22 protein-coding genes are annotated in these 15,685 nt (G+C 64.3%); 21 read left to right on the top strand and 1 reads right to left on the bottom strand.

The features are described from left to right. The first annotated feature begins 14 nt into the window (after window positions 1-14). From H6B31_RS01380 to H6B31_RS01345, 8 genes are all read left to right on the top strand, one after another. Window positions 15-365, top strand: coding sequence for a hypothetical protein (locus H6B31_RS01380; protein WP_204896858.1), 351 nt, complete (start codon window positions 15-17; stop codon window positions 363-365). A 4-nt stretch (window positions 366-369) separates the two neighbouring features. Beyond that, the gene (pyrF, locus tag H6B31_RS01375; protein ID WP_204896857.1) at window positions 370-1,296 is read left to right on the top strand and encodes an orotidine-5'-phosphate decarboxylase; all 927 of its coding nucleotides are present in this window, start codon (window positions 370-372) and stop codon (window positions 1,294-1,296) included. Between the two features lie 56 nt (window positions 1,297-1,352). Then, a complete protein-coding gene (locus tag H6B31_RS01370) occupies window positions 1,353-1,778 on the top strand; it encodes a hypothetical protein (protein ID WP_204896856.1) in 426 nt (141 codons plus the stop codon). Between the two features lie 13 nt (window positions 1,779-1,791). Further along, a complete protein-coding gene (locus H6B31_RS01365; protein WP_204896855.1) occupies window positions 1,792-2,379 on the top strand; it encodes a hypothetical protein in 588 nt (195 codons plus the stop codon). Window positions 2,380-2,451: 72 nt separating this feature from the next. Then, window positions 2,452-3,231, top strand: a complete 780-nt coding sequence (locus tag H6B31_RS01360) for a dihydroorotate dehydrogenase electron transfer subunit (RefSeq protein WP_204896854.1) — start codon at window positions 2,452-2,454, stop codon at window positions 3,229-3,231. Then, on the top strand, window positions 3,224-4,147 hold the full coding sequence (locus H6B31_RS01355) for a dihydroorotate dehydrogenase (RefSeq protein ID WP_191343130.1): 924 nt from the start codon (window positions 3,224-3,226) through the stop codon (window positions 4,145-4,147). Before H6B31_RS01360 ends, H6B31_RS01355 begins: the two co-directional genes overlap by 8 nt. A 51-nt stretch (window positions 4,148-4,198) precedes the next feature. Beyond that, window positions 4,199-4,519 carry a DUF1622 domain-containing protein gene (locus H6B31_RS01350; protein WP_204896853.1) on the top strand — a complete coding sequence of 107 codons (321 nt, stop codon included), beginning with the start codon at window positions 4,199-4,201 and terminating at the stop codon, window positions 4,517-4,519. 88 nt (window positions 4,520-4,607) lie between these two features. Further along, window positions 4,608-5,765 (top strand): bifunctional histidine phosphatase family protein/GNAT family N-acetyltransferase, encoded by a 1,158-nt coding sequence (locus H6B31_RS01345; protein WP_243418784.1) that lies wholly within the window; start codon window positions 4,608-4,610, stop codon window positions 5,763-5,765. A 73-nt stretch (window positions 5,766-5,838) separates the two neighbouring features. Here H6B31_RS01345 and H6B31_RS01340 read toward each other — a convergent pair whose 3' ends face one another. Then, window positions 5,839-6,459, bottom strand: coding sequence for a cytidylate kinase-like family protein (locus tag H6B31_RS01340; RefSeq protein WP_204896851.1), 621 nt, complete (start codon window positions 6,457-6,459; stop codon window positions 5,839-5,841). Window positions 6,460-6,725: 266 nt separating this feature from the next. Between H6B31_RS01340 and H6B31_RS01335 the strand changes: the two genes are divergently transcribed. The 13 genes from H6B31_RS01335 to H6B31_RS01275 all read left to right on the top strand — a co-directional run bounded on the left by H6B31_RS01335 (window position 6,726) and on the right by H6B31_RS01275 (window position 15,664). Continuing rightward, a complete protein-coding gene (locus H6B31_RS01335; RefSeq protein ID WP_191345235.1) occupies window positions 6,726-7,055 on the top strand; it encodes a PadR family transcriptional regulator in 330 nt (109 codons plus the stop codon). Window positions 7,056-7,068: 13 nt separating this feature from the next. After that, a complete protein-coding gene (locus H6B31_RS01330) occupies window positions 7,069-7,917 on the top strand; it encodes a permease prefix domain 1-containing protein (protein ID WP_204896850.1) in 849 nt (282 codons plus the stop codon). After that, on the top strand, window positions 7,914-8,663 hold the full coding sequence (locus H6B31_RS01325; RefSeq protein ID WP_204896849.1) for a hypothetical protein: 750 nt from the start codon (window positions 7,914-7,916) through the stop codon (window positions 8,661-8,663). Before H6B31_RS01330 ends, H6B31_RS01325 begins: the two co-directional genes overlap by 4 nt. Before the next feature lie 31 nt (window positions 8,664-8,694). Next, entirely contained in the window at window positions 8,695-9,480 is a 786-nt protein-coding gene (locus H6B31_RS01320) for a permease prefix domain 1-containing protein (RefSeq protein WP_204896848.1), read from the top strand. Next, window positions 9,477-10,241, top strand: coding sequence for a hypothetical protein (locus H6B31_RS01315; protein WP_204896847.1), 765 nt, complete (start codon window positions 9,477-9,479; stop codon window positions 10,239-10,241). Before H6B31_RS01320 ends, H6B31_RS01315 begins: the two co-directional genes overlap by 4 nt. A gap of 22 nt (window positions 10,242-10,263) precedes the next feature. Beyond that, entirely contained in the window at window positions 10,264-11,115 is an 852-nt protein-coding gene (locus tag H6B31_RS01310) for a permease prefix domain 1-containing protein (RefSeq protein ID WP_204896846.1), read from the top strand. After that, the gene (locus tag H6B31_RS01305) at window positions 11,112-11,255 is read left to right on the top strand and encodes a hypothetical protein (RefSeq protein WP_204896845.1); all 144 of its coding nucleotides are present in this window, start codon (window positions 11,112-11,114) and stop codon (window positions 11,253-11,255) included. Before H6B31_RS01310 ends, H6B31_RS01305 begins: the two co-directional genes overlap by 4 nt. A gap of 78 nt (window positions 11,256-11,333) precedes the next feature. Continuing rightward, window positions 11,334-11,855, top strand: a complete 522-nt coding sequence (locus tag H6B31_RS01300) for a hypothetical protein (RefSeq protein WP_204896844.1) — start codon at window positions 11,334-11,336, stop codon at window positions 11,853-11,855. 36 nt (window positions 11,856-11,891) lie between these two features. Then, window positions 11,892-12,770 carry a permease prefix domain 1-containing protein gene (locus H6B31_RS01295; RefSeq protein ID WP_204896843.1) on the top strand — a complete coding sequence of 293 codons (879 nt, stop codon included), beginning with the start codon at window positions 11,892-11,894 and terminating at the stop codon, window positions 12,768-12,770. Continuing rightward, entirely contained in the window at window positions 12,767-13,501 is a 735-nt protein-coding gene (locus H6B31_RS01290) for a hypothetical protein (RefSeq protein ID WP_204896842.1), read from the top strand. The genes H6B31_RS01295 and H6B31_RS01290 overlap by 4 nt, the downstream gene beginning before the upstream one ends. 45 nt (window positions 13,502-13,546) lie before the next feature. Then, entirely contained in the window at window positions 13,547-14,428 is an 882-nt protein-coding gene (locus tag H6B31_RS01285) for a permease prefix domain 1-containing protein (RefSeq protein WP_204896841.1), read from the top strand. After that, a complete protein-coding gene (locus H6B31_RS01280; RefSeq protein ID WP_204896840.1) occupies window positions 14,425-15,066 on the top strand; it encodes a hypothetical protein in 642 nt (213 codons plus the stop codon). The genes H6B31_RS01285 and H6B31_RS01280 overlap by 4 nt, the downstream gene beginning before the upstream one ends. 40 nt (window positions 15,067-15,106) lie before the next feature. Continuing rightward, complete coding sequence (locus H6B31_RS01275) at window positions 15,107-15,664, top strand: permease prefix domain 1-containing protein (RefSeq protein WP_204896839.1); 558 nt, start codon at window positions 15,107-15,109, stop codon at window positions 15,662-15,664. The last annotated feature ends 21 nt before the right edge of the window (window positions 15,665-15,685 follow it).

Below are 15,685 nucleotides of genomic sequence, written 5' to 3'. Positions count from 1 at the left end.
TTGGGGGGATTTTTGTGAGAAAGCATATCCTCTACTGGCTTGGCTATCTCCTGCTGCTCGGCGGCGGGATGGCCGCCGTCTGGACTCGTCTCATCCCCACGCAAAATACGACGACATTCCTGTTGGCTCTGTTCTTTCTGTGGAATGGATGCCTGTTACTGCTGAATCAGAATCCAATTTTTCACGTAGAGCCCAAGCGCCATATGGTCATCTATGGGGTTTCCATCCTCGTACTGGGGCTTGTGTGGATTCCGGTTTCGATGCATCCCCAGGCAGATCAGGGATGGCTTCAGGCTGTGACAGGAATACCGGTTCTGCTCGTTCTATTTGCCGCGCATCAGTATTATAAAAAGAAAGGAATTTGAAGACATGTCTTTTGACGTATTGCAGGATAAGATCATTGAGACCCAAAACCCCACTGTGGCCGGGCTGGACGCCCGCATTGAGTATGTGCCCGAGCACATCCGCAGGGCCTGCTATGAGCAGTACGGCCTCAGCCTCCGGGGGGCCTGCGAGGCCATCTGGCAGTTCAACGTGGGGCTCATCGACGCCCTATGCGGCGTGGTCCCGGCGGTGAAGCCCCAAGCGGCCTACTATGAGAATCTGGGCTGGCGGGGGATGGAGCTGCTGGAGCGTACCATCTCCTACGCCAAGCGCCGCGGGCTGTTCGTCATCGCCGACATCAAGCGGGGTGACATCGGATCCACCGCCACCGCCTACGCCGAGGGGTGGCTCTCCGGCGTGCCGGTGGAGGGCGAGGTGTTCAAGTCCTTTGACGCCGACTGCGTCACCCTCAACGGCTACATGGGCTCCGACTCGGTAAAACCCTTCCTGGAGGCCGCCAAGGGGGAGGACAAGTGCGCCTTTGTGCTGGTCAAGACCTCCAATCCCGGCTCCGGGGAGCTCCAGGACCTGAAACTGTCCGACGGCCGCACCATCTATGAGGCCATGGGGGAGCTCAACGAGTCCATCGCCGCCGGCACCCAGGGCAAGTACGGCTTCACCATGGCCGGGGCTGTCACCGGGGCCACCTACCCCGAGCAGATTCAGGAGCTGCGGGCCCGGCTGCCCCACACCTTCTTCCTGGTGCCCGGCTACGGGGCCCAGGGGGGCACCGCCGCCGACGTGAAGCACGCCTTCAATGAGAAGGGCCACGGGGCCATCGTCAACTCCTCCCGGGGCATCATGTGCGCCTGGAAGAAGACGGGGAACAACGGCCTGGACTTCGCCCAGGCGGCCCGGGACGCCGCCATCGCCATGAAGGAGGACATCGGCCAGTTCGTGACCATCCAGTAAACGTCTCCGCCCCGCAGAATCCACGCTTTACGTTTTCTAAAGAGGAGGACGGTCCCATGAACGAAATGATGAAACGGCGTTGCCCAAATTGTGGGACGGCCATGGAGTGCAAGCTGCAAAATTTCTCAATTGGGGCGGATGGAGGCGGCGGCCTGATGACCCTTCTGGCCGATCAGTACGAGGTAGACTTGTTTGCCTGTCCGCAGTGTGGGAGGGTGGAGTTGTACACCGCTGGTTATTCCAGAGCGCCCCGCCGCGCCCCCTACTGGTGCGAGCACTGCGGCAAGGAACGGGAGGACCGGCTGTGCCCGGAGTGCCACCAGGTCTGTGACCTTATGGAGGACCACCTGTGCAAGCAAGCAAAAGAGGCGTCCGATCAGGCCGCCGCCGCATCCGAACCTGCCCAGGAGGAACGCTCGAATGAGCCTCATGGTTTCCGCTTCCCCTGGCAGAAGCGGGAGAATCCCCCTTGGGAGAAGTAGAGGAGGTCTGGCCATGGCAAACTGTGTGCTCTGCGGCAAAGAAATTGGACGCTTTGAACAGATAAAAATTGAGTTCCACGGGACGCAGCAGGTCCTGTGTGACGACTGCCATATTCGGTTTGTCCGGGCCTCTGGCCGCGAACGGATGGACATGGAACAAAAAATAATGGAGTCCATGGACCCAGTCCAGCGGGCACTGGCCCAGACCGAAATCGACACCGGACATCATTGCCCCAACTGCGGGGCGCTGCTGGAGCTGAAATTTGAAAATATGCTTCTTGGGACAAGTGGCTATTGCTATTGTAATGCGGACTTGTATCTCTGTCCTCAGTGCGGCCGGATGGAGTGGTACACCCCCGGTACCCGCCGGGCTCCCTTCTGGTGTGAGCGCTGCAGCAAGGGCAGCTTCACCCCCAACTGTCCCGGCTGCCGGGAGGCGTGCATCCCAATGGAAGAGCACCTGAAGGCGATCACAGAGAAAGAGGCGGCCCAGGATACCGAGGAGGAGCGGGTTCCGCCCCAAAACCGCGGCTCAGAGGGGGAGGCATCCGGTTTCCACCTCCCCTGGCAGAAGTGGGAGAAGCCCCCCTGGGAGGGGTAACGCCCCGGACCGCCGCCGTTTGAACCGTTTTGTAACAGAGAATTAGAATTTCCCGAAAGGGTGATGCCAAGTATGAAAGTAGAACGCAAGTGCAAGATCGTATCCAAGGACTGGCTCAACCAGGACGCCGTCTATATGGTGCTGGAGGTGGGGGACATGGTCCGCACCTCCTGGAAGGGGCCGGGCCAGTTCGTCCACGTCAAGTGCGGGGACTCCCTGCTCCTGCGCCGGCCCATCTCCGTGTGCTCCTGCATGGAGGAGGAGCCGGAGGACACCCTGGCCATCGTCTTTGAGGTCCGGGGCGAGGGCACCCAGTGGCTGGCCAACCGCCCCGTGGGCCACAGCGTGGACGTGATGGGCCTGCTGGGCAACGGATTTTCCATGAAGCCAGAGGGCCGCTATCTGCTGGTGGGGGGCGGCATCGGCATTCCCCCCATGCGGGGCTGCGCCCAGTACACCCAGGGCCGCTCCACCGCCATTCTGGGCGGCCGGTCGGCGGACAAGATCATCCTGCAAAACTGTTTCGCGAACGAGTGCGCCAAGGTGCTCATCGCCACCGACGACGGCTCTCTGGGTTACCACGGCTTTGTAGACGCCCTGGTCCGCCAGGAGCTGGAACAAGACAGGAACTACGACGCCGTCCTGGCCTGCGGCCCCAAACCCATGCTGCGCAATGTGGCCAAGGCGGCCCAGGAGTTCGGCGTGCCCTGCCAGGTGTCCATGGAGGAGCGCATGGGCTGTGGCGTGGGGGCCTGCCTGGTGTGCGCCTGCGACATGAAGGACGGCAGCCGGAAGCACGTGTGCAAGGACGGCCCGGTGTTTGATTCCAAGGAGGTGGACTGGGATGCCTAATGTGGATATGAGCGTCACCCTGGCGGGGGTGACCTTGAAAAATCCCGTGGTGGTGGCCTCGGGCACCTTCGGCTTCGGCCGGGAGTACAACCAGTTTTACGACCTGGGGGAGCTGGGGGGCATCTGCGCCAAGGGGCTGACCCTCCACCGCCGGGAGGGAAATCCTGCCCCCCGTATCGCCGAGACGCCCATGGGAATCCTAAACTCCGTGGGGCTTCAGAACCCCGGGGTGGACGCGTTTATCGAGGAGGAGCTCCCCTTCCTGCGGCAGTTTGATACAAAAGTCATCGCCAACATCTCCGGCAACACCCCGGAGGAGTACGGCGTCATGTGTGAGAAGCTGTCCGGGGCCGGCGTGGACATGATTGAGGTGAACATCTCCTGCCCCAACGTGAAGGCGGGGGGACTGGCCTACGGCACCCGGCCCGAGCTGGCCGCCGAGGTCACCAAGGTGGCCAAGGCCCACGCCGGGAAAACCCCGGTGATGGTGAAGCTCTCCCCCAACGTCACCGACGTCACCGAGATCGCCAAGGCGGTGGCCGACGCCGGGGCGGACGCCCTGTCCCTCATCAACACCCTGCGGGGGATGCGCATCGACGTGAACACCGGCCGGCCCATTTTGAAGATGAACACCGGAGGCCTGTCCGGCCCCGCCGTCCTGCCCGTAGCGGTGCGGATGGTGTGGGAGGTGTCCTGCGCCCTTCCCGGCATGCCCATCCTGGGCATGGGCGGGGTGTCCAAGGGGGAGGACGCGGCCCAGCTGATGCTGGCGGGGGCCTCCGCCGTGGCGGTGGGCACCGCCCTGTTTGCCGACCCCTACGCCCCCATCTCCGTCCGGGACGGCCTGGAGCAGATCGCCGCCCGGAAGGGGCTCTCGAAGGTGTCGGAGCTCACCGGCGGAGTGAAGCCCTGGTAACTGCGGCGGGGGCATGTCCGCCCCTGTGATTTCTGGTTGGGAGGTCCCGCCATGCTGGAGGAACTGATCATTGATATCCTGCCCCCGATCATCTCCATCTGCGAGCTGATGGGCATTTTCGTGGTGGCGGTGTCCGCCCTCCGGGCCTTCTGGCACTACTGCCGGGGGCTGGTCAGCTGCACGCCCCGGGACGTGAAGTTCGAGCTGGCCAACGGCCTGGCCACCAGCCTGGAGTTTAAGATGGCGGCGGAGATTCTGAAAACCGTCCTGGTGCGGGATTTGAACGAACTCATCGTGCTGGGTGCGGTGGTCCTTCTCCGGGCCCTGCTCTCCCTGCTCATCCATTTTGAGATGAAGGAGCACCATACTTGACGGCTCCGGGCGGAGGAGCGGGTCCTCCGCCCAGGCCGTGTTTCAACGCTTACATAAAGGACTGGAACTCCATATGACCACACTCTATTTGATCCGACACGCTGAGGCGGAGGGGAATTTATACCGCCGCATCCACGGGTGGTACGACGCCCTGGTCACCCCCAACGGACTGCGCCAGATCGAGGCCCTGGAGGGCCGCTTTGCCGGTGTGCCCGTGGACGCGGTGTACTCCAGCGATTTGTACCGCACCAAGACCACGGCCAAGGCCGTCTACCTCCCCAAGGGGTTATCTCTGCACACCGACCCCGGCCTGCGGGAGGTCCACATGGGGGACTGGGAGGACCGCCCCTGGGGAGAGATCCGGGAGACCGACGGGGAGCGGCTGACCCTCTTTAACCGCAGCGACCCCTCCTGGCGGGCCCCCAACGGGGAGAGCCTGGGCCAGGTGGGGGAGCGGATGGAGCGCACCATCCGGGCCATCGCGCAAAAACACCCGGACCAGACGGTGGCCCTGTTCAGCCACGGCACCGCCATCCGCCAGTTTCTGGCCAATGTCCGGGGGATAAAGCCGGAGGACTGGCACACCCTGCCCCACGCGGACAACACCGCCGTTACCTGCCTGGCCTGGGACGGAGAGAGCTTCCACGTGATCTTCGAGGGGGACAACACCCACCTGGACGACTCCATCTCCACCCTGGCCCGCCAGTCCTGGTGGCGGAAGGGACCCAACAAGGGGGAGGACGTGAATCTGTGGTTCCGGCCCCTGGACCGGGAGAAGGACCGGGAGGCCTACCTGGCCGCCCGGCGGGACGCCTGGATCTCCATCCATGGGGCGGACGTGCCCTTTGACGGTCCCGCCTTCTGGGAGGGGGCCCTCCAGGTCATGGACCAGGACCCCTGGGCGGTGACTGCCGTCATGGCCAGGGAGGAGTTTGCCGGGCTGCTCCAGCTCTCCCCCCAGCGCTGCCAGGAGGAGGGGGCCGGTTTCCTGTCCCTGTGCTACCTGACTCCCGCTTTCCGGGGGAAGGGACTTGGGGTCCAGCTGCTGGGCCAGGCGGTCTCCTTTTACCGCCCCAAGGGCCGCACCAGCCTGCGCCTGCGGTGTTCCGCCGCCAATGAGCCGGTCCAGCGTTTCTGTGCCAAGCACGACTTCCACAAGGCCGGCGAGGAACAGGTGGGGGGACGCACCCTGGATATTCTGGAGAAGTACATCGGCATGGGCGAGCCGGCCGGCCAGATCGTGTGACGGCTGTGCGTCCTGCTATAGAAAAGAAAAGAGGCCTTCGGCCGCTGAAAGCGGCCGAAGGCCCGTTTTTTATTTACTTATTTTCAGGGTAGTCCCGCTGAGCCAGGTCCAGGATGATCTCCACGCACCGGTCGATACCCAGCACGCCGGAGTCCAGGGTGATGTGGTAGTTCTGGGCCATGCCCCACTCCCGGTCGGTGTAGTGCTTGTAGTTCACCCGGCGGCGGGTATCCTTGTCCGCCAGCCGCTTCTCCGGGGATTTCTCCGACTCGCCGTACAGCCGGACGATGCGGTCGGCCCGGAAGGGGACGCTGGCGTGGATGAAGGTGTGCAGGCAGTCCTCCCGCTCCCGGAGGATGTAGTCGGCACACCGGCCCACAATGACGCAGGGCCCCTTCTCCGCCAGATCCTGAATGACCCGGTACTGGATGGTCCACAGAAAGTCGGAGGCGGACATACCCCCCATCACGCCAGGCGTTCCTCGGCCCAGAAATGCGTAGGCAAAGCGGTTTTTCCCGGGGGCGGACTCGCCGCGCTCCTCGATAAATTTGGGATCGAAGCCGCTCTCCAGAGCCACCTGCTTCACCAACTCCTTGTCATAGCAGGGGACTCCCAGCCGCTCGGCCACGGTTTTCCCGATGGTGCGGCCGCCGCTGCCGAATTCCCGGCTGATGGTGATGATGTTCTTTTTCATGGAAACATGCCTCCTTTGCGCTTCCGGAAGCCCAACTCCCGTATGGATGCCCCTATTATACAACACATCCACCCCTCTGCGCCAGTTTTTTTGTGTGTGGTTCTGAAAAGCCGGCGGATAGGCAGCATTGCTGAAAATGCCCGGAAAATCTTGTGAAAAAGTACGGGCCGCTCCCCCTTGACAATACCTAGAATATCAAGGTATTCTATACCTAGAAGGACAAGGTATCAAGAGTGGATAAAAGTTTTTAAAAGGAGGTTTTTTGGATGAAGCTGGACAAAGGATTGATTGCGGGCAGCAGCACGCTGCTGGTCCTCTCTCTGCTGGAGAAAGAGGACATGTACGGGTATCAGATGATCACGGAGCTCTCCCGCCGCTCCAACGATACCTTCCAGATGAAGGAGGGGACCCTGTACCCCATCCTCCACGCCCTGGAGAAGGGGAAGTACCTCTCCTCCTATCAGCAGGAGGCCCCCACGGGCCGGGTGCGGAAGTACTACCACGTCACCCGCCGGGGACTGGAGCTCCTGTCCGAGAAAAAGGCGGAGTGGGCGCAGTTCTCCCACGGGGTGGACCAGGTCCTCTCCTTCACCTGAGCGGAGGAACGCCATGGGAGAGAAGCAAGAACGGACCCCGGCGGAGGGCTGGCTGGACAAAGCCACGGCGGGCATTCGCTTCGGCCCGGACCGAAAAGAGGTGCGCCGGGAGCTGGAGGAGCACCTGGAGGACAAGGCCCTGGACCTTCAGCGCATCTTTCCGGACTTGACGGCGGAGGAGGCCAAAGAGCGGGCCGCCTCTGAGATGGGCGACCCGGCGGAGATCGGGAAAGAGCTGGCCAAGGTACATAAGCCCTGGCTGGGGCGGCTGTGGATGTTCAGCCGTGTCCTGCTAGTGTGCTCTGTGGTGCTGTCGTTTTTCCTGCTGCTGAAATTGGCGCTGCTGCTTCTGGCGGTCCCTGTGGCCCTGCTCTCCGGCGGCGGCCGGGAGGTTTCTCCGGCGGCAAGCCCGGTGGAGGAGCAGTACGGGGACCAAGGGACCCTGAACTACCTGGGGGAGCTGGAGGAGAGCGGAGTGGTGCAGGCGGGAGAATACACCTTTACCGCCGGTTCCGGGGAGTTGTGGTCCCTCACCGGGAACGGGGCGCGGCGGTATGTAGCCGCCGTCCCCCTGGAGGTCCGGCACGACCGTCCTGGGGAGATGCTGTACTTTACCGTATGGGACCGAATGTGGGCAGAGGACGGCCAGGGGAGCCGTCTGCCCTTCCTGTCTGATCCCCCTGAGGGGGAGGATGTGGGAAACTGCATATGGATCACGGAGGGGAGCCGCGGGGTCTTCCGGGACTCCTATACTCTGTTTTTGGAGCTGCCCAGCTTGGAAGCGGAGCAGGTGTTCCTGAGGTATGACCAGTTCGGGGTGGATTTCACCCTCCCCATCTCCCTGGAGGTGAATGAGACATGAAAGCAGCCGGAAAAAAATCACGCCGCCGCCTGGGGCGGCTTGGAAAGACGGTGCGGAACCTGTCCCTGTCCGCCCTTCTGCTGGGGCTGCTGTGGTTCAACAGCGGGTTCTCCGCCTGGACGGCGGGGGGCGCTCTGGACCGGGCGGAGCGCAGGCAGCTCCTCCCGCCGGGGACGGTACAGTACCAGGAGATGGGGGACAGAAACCGGGTGCTGGTCACCGGGGAGGGCTACGCCTACACCGGGATCGTACAGCGCACCCGCCTGTGGTACAGCGCCTCCATTTTAGAGTTGATCTCCCTGGAGGGCGAGCCGCGCCTGCTCACCTGGGGTTTTTCCGGGATGATAGATGACCGAGGACAGGAGACCCTGCCGGTGTTCTGCCTGGACCCCCCGGAGGGGACCGCCCGGGCGGAGATGACCCTCACCGGGGACTATGTGCACACCGTCGGGGAGTATCAGGGGGATGTGGAACAAATTCTGGAGCGCCGGGAGGAGACCTTGACCTTCCACGGCCAGGGGGAGGCGCTGGATGAGAATTTGGTCCGCCTGGACTTTACGGTGGAGGACGAGGAACAGCAGGACGTTCTCTCCGGCCTGCTCCACGGCTCCGGAGAACTTGGCCAGATCACAGACGGGCAGTCCAGCCACTGGGTCCCCCAGGCCACCCGCTATCAGGTGGACTTCTACCGGGCGGACGGCGGCCTCATCGGGAGCATCCAGGGGGACTGGGACGGCGGGGCCTAGGCGGAAGATGATTCGGGAAGGAGGATGGGCGGTGAAGGAGTCCAGAGAAAAGACGGGCAAGTGGCTGGACAAAGCCACGGCGGGCATCCGCTTTTGGCCGGACCGGAGAGAGGTGCGCCGGGAGCTGGAGGAGCACCTGGAGGACAAGGCCCTGGACCTCCAGCGCATCTTTCCGGACTTGACGGCGGAGGAGGCGAAAGAGAGGGCCGCCTCTGAGATGGGCGACCCGGAGGAGATCGGGAGGGAGCTGGCCGAGGTACATAAGCCCTGGCTGGGGTACTTCTGGCGGGTCTCCCAACTGCTGCTGGCGGCGGTGGTCATCGGTCTGGCCGTCCTGCTCTCCGACCTTCCGTCCTATGTCCTGTGGCCCGGGGGAGAGAGCATCCCCTCTGAGCTGAGCGGCCAGGCGGAGGGGCTCAGCCGGCAGCCCCTGGCCTGCTGGGGGGAGCAGACCGCCGGGGCGTACACCTTCCGACTGCGGGAGGCGGAGCTCTGGACCGCCCCGGACGGCCAGGCCCAGGCGGTCTATCTGGTGCTGGAGGCGGAGACCCCCCGCCCGTGGGAGGGGCTGTCCTCCGCCTTTGGGGAGTGCCTCTGGGCAGAGGACTCCTTTGGAACTCCCATCCCCAGCCAACAGGAGGCCGGAACCGCTCCGGCCATCTCCGGCGGGCAGACCGGCTGGGACGGTCCCTTCCGGGAGCAGTTTTCTTTTCTCATCCCTCTGCCCCACCCGGCGGCGGAGGGGATTACCCTCCGGTATGACTACCTGGGGGCCAAATTTTCCATGCCGGTCATGTGGAAGGAGGCAGCGCCATGAGAAGAACCATTTCGCGCCGCCTGCCCCGGCTCAGTCGGCGGGCCAAAGTGCTCCGGAATCTGGCCCTGGCCGCGGCCCTGATCCTGGCCTTCTGCCTGGGGACCGGGCGGAGTGCCTGGACGACCCAGGGGGCGCTGCGGCGTATGGAGACGGGGCTGCTCCTCCACCCGGGGCAGACCCTCTATACCCAGCGGGACGGCGGCCAAAGCGGGGAGCAGTGGGTCTTTGTCCTTGGAGACACCTACGCCTACACTGGCGTGGTCCGCAATCGGGACCTGGGCCGCAGCCTGTTCGGGCGAAATGCGGTCCTCTATCAAGCCATTTCCCTGGACCAGTCCCCCGGTCTTCTCTCCCTGTCCGGATGGGACCTGCTGGGCGGCCAGCGGGAGAGCTGGCGGCTGTTTTGCCCAAATCCCCCGGATCGGGCGGTCTCCGCCCGATTGACCCTCCGCGCCCCCTGTCTGTGGCGGTGGGAGGACGGGCGGGAGGAGTCCCAGACCCTCCGGTTTTCCGCGGAGGGGGAGCGGGACGCCTACGGCGTGGTCTCCTTTCTCGTCCAGGCGGACAGCCCGGAGGAAAAAATGGCCCTCTGCGCTCTGATGGGCGGCGTGGGATACGAGGCCGCGGCGGACAACCGCTGGGTCAGGACCTGCCAGGACGTGCAGGCCGAATACCGGCTGGAGTTCTGGGACGCGACTGGCGCGCCCCTCCCGTCCGCCCAAGGAATGCTTTCTGGGGAGGCACAGAAATTTCCGTCATAACACCACGAAGGGAGGAAGCGCCATGAAAATGGAACGGGACCCGGTGGGGCAGTGGCTGGATGCTGCCACCAAGGCCATCCGCTTTGGGCCTGACTGGCGGGCGGTGCGCTCGGAGCTCTCGGCCCACCTGGAGGACAAGGCCCTGGACTTTCAGCGCATCTTTCCCGGCCTGCCCGAGGACGAGGCAAAGGAGCGGGCGGCCGCCGAGATGGGCGACCCGGAGGAGATCGGGAGGGAGCTGGCCCGGCTGCATAGACCCCTGCTGGGGTACGCCTGGCTGGCCTCCAAGGTGCTGCTGGGGTTGGTGATCGGGGCAGCGGTGCTGCTGTTTGCCAACCGGACCTATCAGTACGGCATCTCCAACCTGCTGGACGGCCCTCACTCCTGGTACGGCGACTATGATCCCCCCATCGCGGCTATCTACGAGGAGTCGGGGCTGGACTATCTGGGACCCCTGGCGGACAGCGGGCCGGTCCAGGCGGGGGAGTACACCTTTTCCACAGACTGCGGAGAATTGTGGAATGTTGCCATGGGGAACGGAGAGACGTCCCGGGTGGTGTACTTCCAGCTGGAGGTCCGTCACCCCCGGCCCATGGAGCGGCTGAACTACCTGGTGGAGGAAAACATGTGGGCCCAGGACGACCGGGGCGGCGTGATCCTCTCCTCGCGGGAGTATTACGATGATATGGTCTACCCGGAGCGGGGCCTCTATCATGTTTTACATATTGACCGGCTGGACGACGGCATCTTCACCGACCGGTATGAGGTGTCCATAGAGATCATTGACCGGTCGGCCCAGCGGGTGGACCTGCGCTACACCGAGATGGGGGCGGATCTGACCATCCCCATCTCCCTGGAGGTGACCGAGCCATGAGACAGAAGAAATTCCGCCTGCCCAGACTGTCCCGGCGGGCCAGACTGGCGCGCAACCTGTTCTTCGCCGCCTTTCTGGTGATTGCCTCTTGGGTGCTGGCGGGCTGTCCCGCCTGGACGGAGGCGGGGGCCCTGAGGTAGCTGGAGCGCACCCTGCTCCTGGAGCCGGGGACGGTCCGGTGCCGGGAGAAGTGGGGCGGCCTGTGGGACTCCCCCCAGGTGCTGGTCACCGGAGAGAACTACGCATATACGGCCGCCATATACCAGTCAGAGTTGTTCTGGAGCGAGGTCAGCTCCCCTTTGGAGTACGCCTCTCTGGACGAGGGGCCGGTGCTGTTCCGGTGGACAGAGCCATACAGCAACGACGGTTTTATGGAGCGGGGGACCTGGCTGTATCCTAATCCCCCAGAGGGGGCAGTAGGGGCGGAACTGACCATCTTGTTGGAGTATGAGTTGGGAGATGGTTCCCAGAATCAGGACTATGAGCAGGGTTCGACTATCCTTTCGGCCCGGGGAACTTTGGAGGACTCCGGTCTGATGAAGTTGGAGATGCATGCCGGAACGCCCCGGGAGGGAATTTTGCTGAAGGAGCTGTTTGACGGCTTTGGTTATGAGACAACAGAGGACGGAGAACCCTGGCGGGACTGCACCATCACCCGAGCGGACTGCCGGCTGGAGCTGTTTGACGGGGACGGCGGCTCTATGGGGGAGCGGCCTGTGACGTGGGCGACAGAGCCCTGAGGCGCATTGCAGCAAGAGCAGAGGGGAGGAAAAGCCATGAAAACCACTCTGGGTCCGGTGATCGAGTGGCTGTACAAGGCCACGGCGGGCATCCGCTTCAAGCCGGACCGGAAGGCGGTGCGGGCGGAGCTGGAGGAGCACCTGGAGGACAAGGCCATGGACCTGCGGCGCATCTTCCCGGAGCTGACCGAGGAGGAGGCCTGGGAGCGGGCGGTCTCGGAGATGGGCGACCCGATGGAGATTGGGAAGGAACTGGCCAGGCTCCACCGGCCCTGGCTGGGCTGCCTGTGGCGGGTGAGCCAGGTCGTGCTGGGGCTGGCCTGCCTCTCCCTGCTGTGGAGCGGGATGGTTTTTTACAGCGCCTTCTCGGTGGACGACGGTCAGATCTTTTTGGAGCTGTGGGATGCGGACGGCCTGCCCATGAGCAATGAGGCCTACGACATGTTTGGAAACGGGCTCACGCCCCGGGAGACCTATCTGCCCTCCGGCCACCCGGACCAGCTTCAGGTGTGGGAGGACGGCCCCGCGGTCCAGGTTGCGGGGAGCACCGTCCGCCTGCGCCGGGCCGCCCTGTGGCAGGAGTGGCAGTCCAGGGGCGGATTGGCGCTGTACTGCTACTTCCGGGTGGAGTCCCCCAAATTTTGGGCGCTGGGGGATTTGCGCTGGGACCAGTTCACGGTGACCGACAGCCTGGGGAATCAGTACCCCTACAACCCTACGGAAACGGAGGACCGGGACGCCCGCTTCTTTGACGGAACCGGCTGGACGGGCGGCGGCCCATTCCACGACGGAATCCAGCTCCGGGTCCAGAACGTGGACCCGGCGGCGGAGTGGGTGCGGCTGGACTACTGGTTCGGCGCGGAGCGCCTGTTCTCCATGACGCTGGAACTGGATGAGGGAGGCGGCACGGAATGAAAAAGACACGCACCCGGGGGTTCCGAATCCTCCGGAATTTGGCGGCGGCTATTTTGTGCGCCGTCCCCCTCTGGGGGCTGCTGGGCTGTCCCATGCCCACCCCGGAGCTGAGGTTCCGGCAGCTGGAGGACCGGTCGCTGGTCCCCCGCAGCCAGATCGTGTGCCTCTGGGAGAATCCGTTCCCGGTGAGGACGACCAGCTCCGGCGAGCCCCGGCACATCGTCATTGGGCGCAGCGGGGACCAATACAGCGTGGGCTATCTCTATGAACCCCTTCGCTCCAGCACGAATACTCTGGAGCCCTGGCCGGTGGGGGAGGAGCCCACACCTGTTCCCCTGTCGCAGCCGCTGCACCGGAATGAGATGGACACGGATAACGTCCTGTTCTTCCTCCAGGTGCCGGAGGAGGCGGCAAAGACCGAGCTCACCATCACCGGGCGTATAGAAAATCTGATAGAGCCGGTGGAGACCGCCCAGGGGGAGAAAATGGCGGAGGGCGTGTGGATGTTCCGCTACCCCATCGCGGGGGAGCTCAGCGCGGACTATACCGCCGGACGGCCAGTCCGGTACGGCGGCCGGAGCCTGGAGGGACTGCCCTACACCCTGGAGCTGTACCGGGAGGACGGGAGCCTGCTGTGGGAGCAGTCGGGGAATCTGCCCGACAGCGGCCTGGAGGAAACTCATACCTCCACGTTTTACCCAATTAAATATGGCTACACGTTTTCCCCATAGACCGGGCGGGCCGGGCCCCGCTGGGAAGGAGAGGAGGCTTGCGCCGTGGAACACAACAAAACTTCAAACCCCGCCGGACAGTGGCTGGACAGGGCCACGGCGGGCATCCGGTTCAAGCCTGACCGGGAGGAGGTCCGGGCGGAGCTGGAAGCCCACCTGGAGGACAAGGCCCTGGACTTTCAGCGCATCTTCCCCGGCCTGACCGAGGCGGAGGCCCGGGAGCGGGCGGCCTCGGACATGGGCGACCCGGAGGAGATCGGGAAGGAGCTGGCCAGGATTCATAAGCCCTGGCTGGGGTACCTGTGGCGGGCCTCCAGGGTGCTGATCGTTCTGCTGGTGCTCTGGCATCTCTGGTGCGGAATGTACATGGACCACTACTACGACACCCACACGGGGCGGGTCCTGTGGGATTTTGACGACCTGCCCGGGGCGGGGGAGGAGCGGCAGAGCTGGTACGGCAGTCCGGAGAGCATCCATGCGGTCCGGCACACCTCGGAGGAGCTCTACACCCCCTGCGGCGACCCGGACCAGCTTTCCGTGCGGGAGTACCTGGGAGAAGAGGTGCAGGTCGGTGGGCAGACCGTCTCTCTGCTCCGCTCCGTCCAGTGGCAGAGGTGGGGGGAGCTGGAGCTGTACGCCTACTTCCGGGTGGAGACCTGGCGCTTTTGGGAGCGGTCTGTGCTGGACCGGAACTGGTTCACCGTCGTGGACGACCTGGGTAATGTGTATGATCTGTCCGGGGAGGGAAGCGGCGTCCAAAACTGCATCGGGGAGACAGACTGCGGCCCCTTTTTCGCCGGCTGGCAGCTCTATTTATCGGACGTGGACCCGGCGGCCCAGTGGGTGCGGCTGGACTACGGGCCGCTGGAGCCGGTGTTCTCCCTGACCATTGACCTGTCGCGGGAAGGAGGCGGGGGAACCCCATGAAACGGAAGCTGAAAATGCCCAGGCTGAGCCGGAAGGGGCGGGTGGTGCGGAACCTGCTGGTCTGTCTGGCACTGCTGGCCGTCCTCTGGGCGCGCTACGGGTACCCCCTGCCCACCTATGAGATGAACTTCCGGCGGATGGAGCGGCTCTACATGCTGCCCCAGGGGGAAGTGGTGTTTCGCCGGGGGACGTGGCTCAGCGGGTACTGGTTTGTGGACGAGGCGGGGAATCAGGCGGTGTGCGGCTTTGTGGATTCCCCGTCCCGGCCGTACACCTGGAGCTGGCAGGATCTGTGGGTCTGCCCCATCGCCCAGGGGCCCAGCCCGGTGCCGCTGGACGAGAGAAGGCTGGCGGTGCTCCATGTCCCGGAGGAGACGGCCCGGGCGGAGCTGGAACTTTTCGGGGAACTGCTGTACGAGCCCGCGGGGCCTGTAGAGGGACAGGACGCGGGAGACGGCGTGTGGTATTTTGAGGACCTCGATGGTGTCCGCCGGGTGGAGGAGGACGGCGTGGTCCAGAATACGGACCAGCTGGACGGCTGTGCCTACGAGTTAAAGCTGTATGGCGCGGACGGCGGACTGCTCCAGTCCCTGGAAGGGACGATCCCCCGGACGGTCCACCGGACCTGGCTGAGCTGAACGGGACGAGGGACCGAGATGTGGAAGGAGAGGTGCGCCCATGGAAAATCAACATCACATCCCCTGGGAGCAGTGGCTGGACAGGGCCACGGCGGGCATCCGCTTCAAGCCGGATCGGGAGGAAGTCCGGGCGGAGCTCTCGGCCCACCTGGTGGACAAGGCCCTGGACTTTCAGCGCATCTTCCCCGGCCTGACCGAGGCGGAGGCTCAGGAACGGGCCGCCGCCGAGATGGGCGACCCGGTGGAGATCGGGAAAGAGCTGGCCAAAATTCACAAGCCCTGGCTGGGGTATCTGTGGCGGGCCAGTCAGGTGCTGGCGGGGGGCGCTCTGATATGGCTTGTGGCGGTGGCCGTCCCCCTGGCCTGGAGTTGGCTGAACCCAAGAGAGACGGAGACGGAGGAGTCCCTCTGGACCTATGAGGCGGAGATCCCATTCTCCAGCCAGGGGCCCGTCCAGGCGGGCGGCTATACCCTCCAGGTGGAGGGGGTCTTACAGATGGAAGAAGGACACGACGTGGGAGAACTGGCGCTCGCCTGGACGGCCTTCAGCCCTCTGGTGTGGGAGGAGCCCACCAGCCACCTGTACTGGCGGGCGTAGGACAATCTGGGGAATGTCTAT

This window comes from Pseudoflavonifractor capillosus, from assembly GCF_016899775.1.
Taxonomy (GTDB): domain Bacteria; phylum Bacillota; class Clostridia; order Oscillospirales; family Oscillospiraceae; genus Lawsonibacter.
This window is presented reverse-complemented; position numbering and strand designations above follow the sequence as displayed.

Coding starts and splice junctions, on each gene's coding strand:
- pyrF (WP_204896857.1), top strand. CDS start 370: ATGTCTTTTGACGTATTGCAGGATAAGATCATTGAGACCCAAAACCCC.
- H6B31_RS01370 (WP_204896856.1), top strand. CDS start 1,353: ATGAACGAAATGATGAAACGGCGTTGCCCAAATTGTGGGACGGCCATG.
- H6B31_RS01365 (WP_204896855.1), top strand. CDS start 1,792: ATGGCAAACTGTGTGCTCTGCGGCAAAGAAATTGGACGCTTTGAACAG.
- H6B31_RS01360 (WP_204896854.1), top strand. CDS start 2,452: ATGAAAGTAGAACGCAAGTGCAAGATCGTATCCAAGGACTGGCTCAAC.
- H6B31_RS01355 (WP_191343130.1), top strand. CDS start 3,224: ATGCCTAATGTGGATATGAGCGTCACCCTGGCGGGGGTGACCTTGAAA.
- H6B31_RS01350 (WP_204896853.1), top strand. CDS start 4,199: ATGCTGGAGGAACTGATCATTGATATCCTGCCCCCGATCATCTCCATC.
- H6B31_RS01340 (WP_204896851.1), bottom strand. CDS start 6,459: ATGAAAAAGAACATCATCACCATCAGCCGGGAATTCGGCAGCGGCGGC.
- H6B31_RS01335 (WP_191345235.1), top strand. CDS start 6,726: ATGAAGCTGGACAAAGGATTGATTGCGGGCAGCAGCACGCTGCTGGTC.
- H6B31_RS01330 (WP_204896850.1), top strand. CDS start 7,069: ATGGGAGAGAAGCAAGAACGGACCCCGGCGGAGGGCTGGCTGGACAAA.
- H6B31_RS01325 (WP_204896849.1), top strand. CDS start 7,914: ATGAAAGCAGCCGGAAAAAAATCACGCCGCCGCCTGGGGCGGCTTGGA.
- H6B31_RS01315 (WP_204896847.1), top strand. CDS start 9,477: ATGAGAAGAACCATTTCGCGCCGCCTGCCCCGGCTCAGTCGGCGGGCC.
- H6B31_RS01310 (WP_204896846.1), top strand. CDS start 10,264: ATGAAAATGGAACGGGACCCGGTGGGGCAGTGGCTGGATGCTGCCACC.
- H6B31_RS01305 (WP_204896845.1), top strand. CDS start 11,112: ATGAGACAGAAGAAATTCCGCCTGCCCAGACTGTCCCGGCGGGCCAGA.
- H6B31_RS01295 (WP_204896843.1), top strand. CDS start 11,892: ATGAAAACCACTCTGGGTCCGGTGATCGAGTGGCTGTACAAGGCCACG.
- H6B31_RS01290 (WP_204896842.1), top strand. CDS start 12,767: ATGAAAAAGACACGCACCCGGGGGTTCCGAATCCTCCGGAATTTGGCG.
- H6B31_RS01280 (WP_204896840.1), top strand. CDS start 14,425: ATGAAACGGAAGCTGAAAATGCCCAGGCTGAGCCGGAAGGGGCGGGTG.
- H6B31_RS01275 (WP_204896839.1), top strand. CDS start 15,107: ATGGAAAATCAACATCACATCCCCTGGGAGCAGTGGCTGGACAGGGCC.